General features: G+C 71.2%; 3 protein-coding genes. 1 reads left to right on the top strand and 2 read right to left on the bottom strand.

Annotation, left to right across the window (positions count from 1 at the left end; genetic code table 11):
* Nucleotides 1–844 (bottom strand): helix-turn-helix domain-containing protein (locus CA983_RS42315; protein WP_143645773.1); only part of this gene is annotated, 844 nt, incomplete at its 3' end.
* A 227-nt stretch (nt 845–1,071) separates the two neighbouring features.
* Between CA983_RS42315 and CA983_RS42310 the strand changes: the two genes are divergently transcribed.
* Nucleotides 1,072–1,788, top strand: coding sequence for a DUF4232 domain-containing protein (locus tag CA983_RS42310; RefSeq protein WP_086605944.1), 717 nt, complete (start codon nt 1,072–1,074; stop codon nt 1,786–1,788).
* Here CA983_RS42310 and hemB read toward each other — a convergent pair.
* Nucleotides 1,782–2,780, bottom strand: coding sequence for a porphobilinogen synthase (hemB, locus tag CA983_RS42305; RefSeq protein WP_086605943.1), 999 nt, complete (start codon nt 2,778–2,780; stop codon nt 1,782–1,784). The genes CA983_RS42310 and hemB overlap by 7 nt on opposite strands.
* Nucleotides 2,781–2,903: the final 123 nt, after the last annotated feature.

The raw sequence follows: 2,903 nt of genomic DNA, 5'->3' as shown, positions 1-2,903 counted from the left end.
GGGCGGCGCTGTCGCGTCCGGGGCGGTCGGCGCCCGCGCCGGTGCCGGAACCGGTGCCGGTGGCAGAGGCGGATGAACTGGGTGCCGCGGAGGCGGCGTCCTTTCCGCCGCCCTTCTTCGTGCCGTCGCCGGGGGAGGCACTGCCCGAGGGCGACACCGATGCGGCCGGGCCGCCGTCCGGCTGCTGCCGGTGCCCGTCGGAGACCGCCGCCGAACCACGACGCCCGTCGTCGTCCGCCCCGCCGTAGGGAACGGCCACGGCGAGCCCGACCCCGGCCAGGACGACGGCCACGGCGGCAGCGGCGAGCAGGGCGGGACGCGGACGACGCCGGCGGCGGTCCACCGGCCCCCCTGAGACCACCTCGCCCGCCTCTTCGCAGGCGTCCTCGCCCGACGCCTGGGACACGCCTCCGCCCGACTCCTGGGACACGCCTCCGCCCGACTCCTCGGATACGCCCTCGCCCGACTCCTCCTGAAGGCCTGCTTCCGAAGAAGCCTCCACCGCGGACACCGTCTCCGCGGACACGGTCTCCGCAGAGGCCGTCTCCCCGGACCCGGCCTCCGCGGCCGGAGCGGCAACGGCCCCCTTACGCCCTCGACCGGCATCCGCCAGCACCCACCGCCGATGCAGCTCGACAAGCTCGTCGGGCGACGCCTTGCACAGCCGGGCGAGTCTCTCCACAGGCGCGTAGTCGGTGGGTACGCCATCCCCGTTGCAGTACCGGTGCAGCGTCGACGTACTCATGTGGAGCCGCTTGGCGAGCACCCCGTAGCTCAGCCCGGACCGCTCCTTCAACTCCACCAGTAACGCGGCGAAGTCCGCCGCGGCCGTGCCTTCCGACACCGTTCCTCCATCCCCCATGTCCCGTTCCCCCGTCCCAGGGGAGGGTCGTTTCCCCTGGTCAAAGCCTGTGCGGGCGTTCCAGTGTCCCGGATCGTCCGCCGGCTGTGGCGGCCGGGACGGATCACCGCACAAGCTCTGGTCATCCAAGCACGCCGCTCCCGGCCGACCGGTAGAGCGGCTCGCTCAGGTCTTCTTGCCACCAACGTTTGTCCGAAAGGGAACCACCCATGCGCAAGTACCACGCTCTCCCCGTCGCCCTCCTGGCCACCCTCGCTCTCACGGCGTGCCAGGACGGCACGGGCACGCAGGACGAGGGCGCGGCCAAGCCGCAGCTGACGGCGACGGCGAACACCGCGCCCACCGACGCGGCCCCCGACAAGGCGGGCAACACGGCTGCCGACACGGCCACGAACGCGACCGCCACGAACGCCACGAAGGCCGCGAAGACGAAGGGCACAAACGCGAAAGGCGCAAACGCGAAAGGCACGAAGCCCGGAACGGCCGCCGCCCCCGCCGCCCGTGTCTCCTGCAACGGCGCCAACACCACTGTCACGGCCAAGCGGGTCCCCCGCCCCCTCAACCACATGCTGATCACGGTGAAGAACACCGGCTCGAAGACGTGCGATCTCACCTACTACCCGGTGCTGCGCTTCGACGAGATGCAGTGGGTCCCGCAGCCGATCGAGGAGTCCAAGCCGCAGGCCGTGACGACCCTGGCACCCGGCGAGTCCGGCTACGCGGGCGTCATGCTGTCGGCGGCCGACGGCAGCGGCTCCGGCGGCACCAACGGCCGCAGGCTCACGGTCGGCTTCCAGGGCCGCACGCCGCACAGCAGCGGCGGCCCCTCAGCGCTCCCGAAGCTGCCCGACGAGGGCGTGTACTACGACAGCTCGCTGACCGTCACCTACTGGCTGCACGACATGGAGCAGGCCCTGTCCTACTGATCCCTGAGCTGCTGGGCCACTTCGGTGGCCCAGTAGGTGAGGATGCTCCGGGCGCCCGCCCGCCGGATACCGGTCAGGCTCTCCATGATCGCGCGGTCCCGGTCGATCCAGCCCTTCTCGGCAGCGGCCTCGATCATCGAGTACTCACCGGAGATCTGGTAGGCGGCGACGGGCACGTCCACGGCGTCCGCGACCCGGGCGAGGATGTCCAGGTAGGGCCCCGCGGGCTTGACCATGACCATGTCGGCGCCCTCCTCGAGATCGAGGGCGAGTTCCCGCATGGACTCACGCACGTTCGCGGGATCCTGCTGGTAGGTCTTCCGGTCGCCCTTGAGGGACGAGCCGACGGCCTCCCGGAAGGGCCCGTAGAAGGCGGAGGCGTACTTGGCGGTGTAGGCGAGGATGGCGACATCCTCCCGCCCGATCTGGTCGAGGGCGTCCCGGACGACGCCGATCTGCCCGTCCATCATCCCGCTGGGGCCGACCACATGGGCCCCGGCATCGGCCTGCACCTGGGCCATCTCGGCGTACCGCTCCAGGGTCGCGTCGTTGTCGACCCGCCCCTGGTCGTCCAGCACCCCGCAGTGCCCGTGATCGATGGTCTCGTCGAGACACAGATCGGACATGACGAGCAGGTCGTCACCGACTTCCGATCGCACGTCCCGGAGGGCGACCTGGAGAATCCCGTCCGGGTCGGTCCCCGGCGTCCCGAGGGCGTCCTTCTTCGACTCCTCCGGCACGCCGAACAGCATGATCCCGGAGATCCCCGCCGCGACGGCCTCCGCGGCGGCCTTCTTCAGACTGTCCCGGGTGTGCTGCACGACCCCCGGCATGGCCCCGATCGGCACCGGCTCGCTGACGCCCTCGCGCACGAAGGCCGGAAGAATGAGATCGGCAGGGTGCAACCGGGTCTCGGCGACCATCCGACGCATGACGGGATTGCTCCGCAACCGCCGCGGCCGCGTACCGGGAAAAGATCCGTACGTCGTCATGCCACCTACGCTACGCCCGCCCAAAACCCCCCGATGCCGACGCACTGTCGGACTCAGCTGCGGGCATGCGTGCCGCTAAGGGCGGCACCCGTCCCAACGAAGCGGCACCCCGCTCCGCCGGGC

Source organism: Streptomyces swartbergensis (assembly GCF_002148965.1).
GTDB lineage: Bacteria > Actinomycetota > Actinomycetes > Streptomycetales > Streptomycetaceae > Streptomyces > Streptomyces swartbergensis.
The sequence above is the reverse complement of the archived record's forward strand: the minus strand, read 5'-3'. Positions and strand labels throughout refer to the sequence as shown.

Excerpts from the sequence above, each read along its gene's own strand:
- CA983_RS42310 (WP_086605944.1), top strand. The coding sequence starts at position 1,072 with ATGCGCAAGTACCACGCTCTCCCCGTCGCCCTCCTGGCCACCCTCGCT.
- hemB (WP_086605943.1), bottom strand. The coding sequence starts at position 2,780 with ATGACGACGTACGGATCTTTTCCCGGTACGCGGCCGCGGCGGTTGCGG.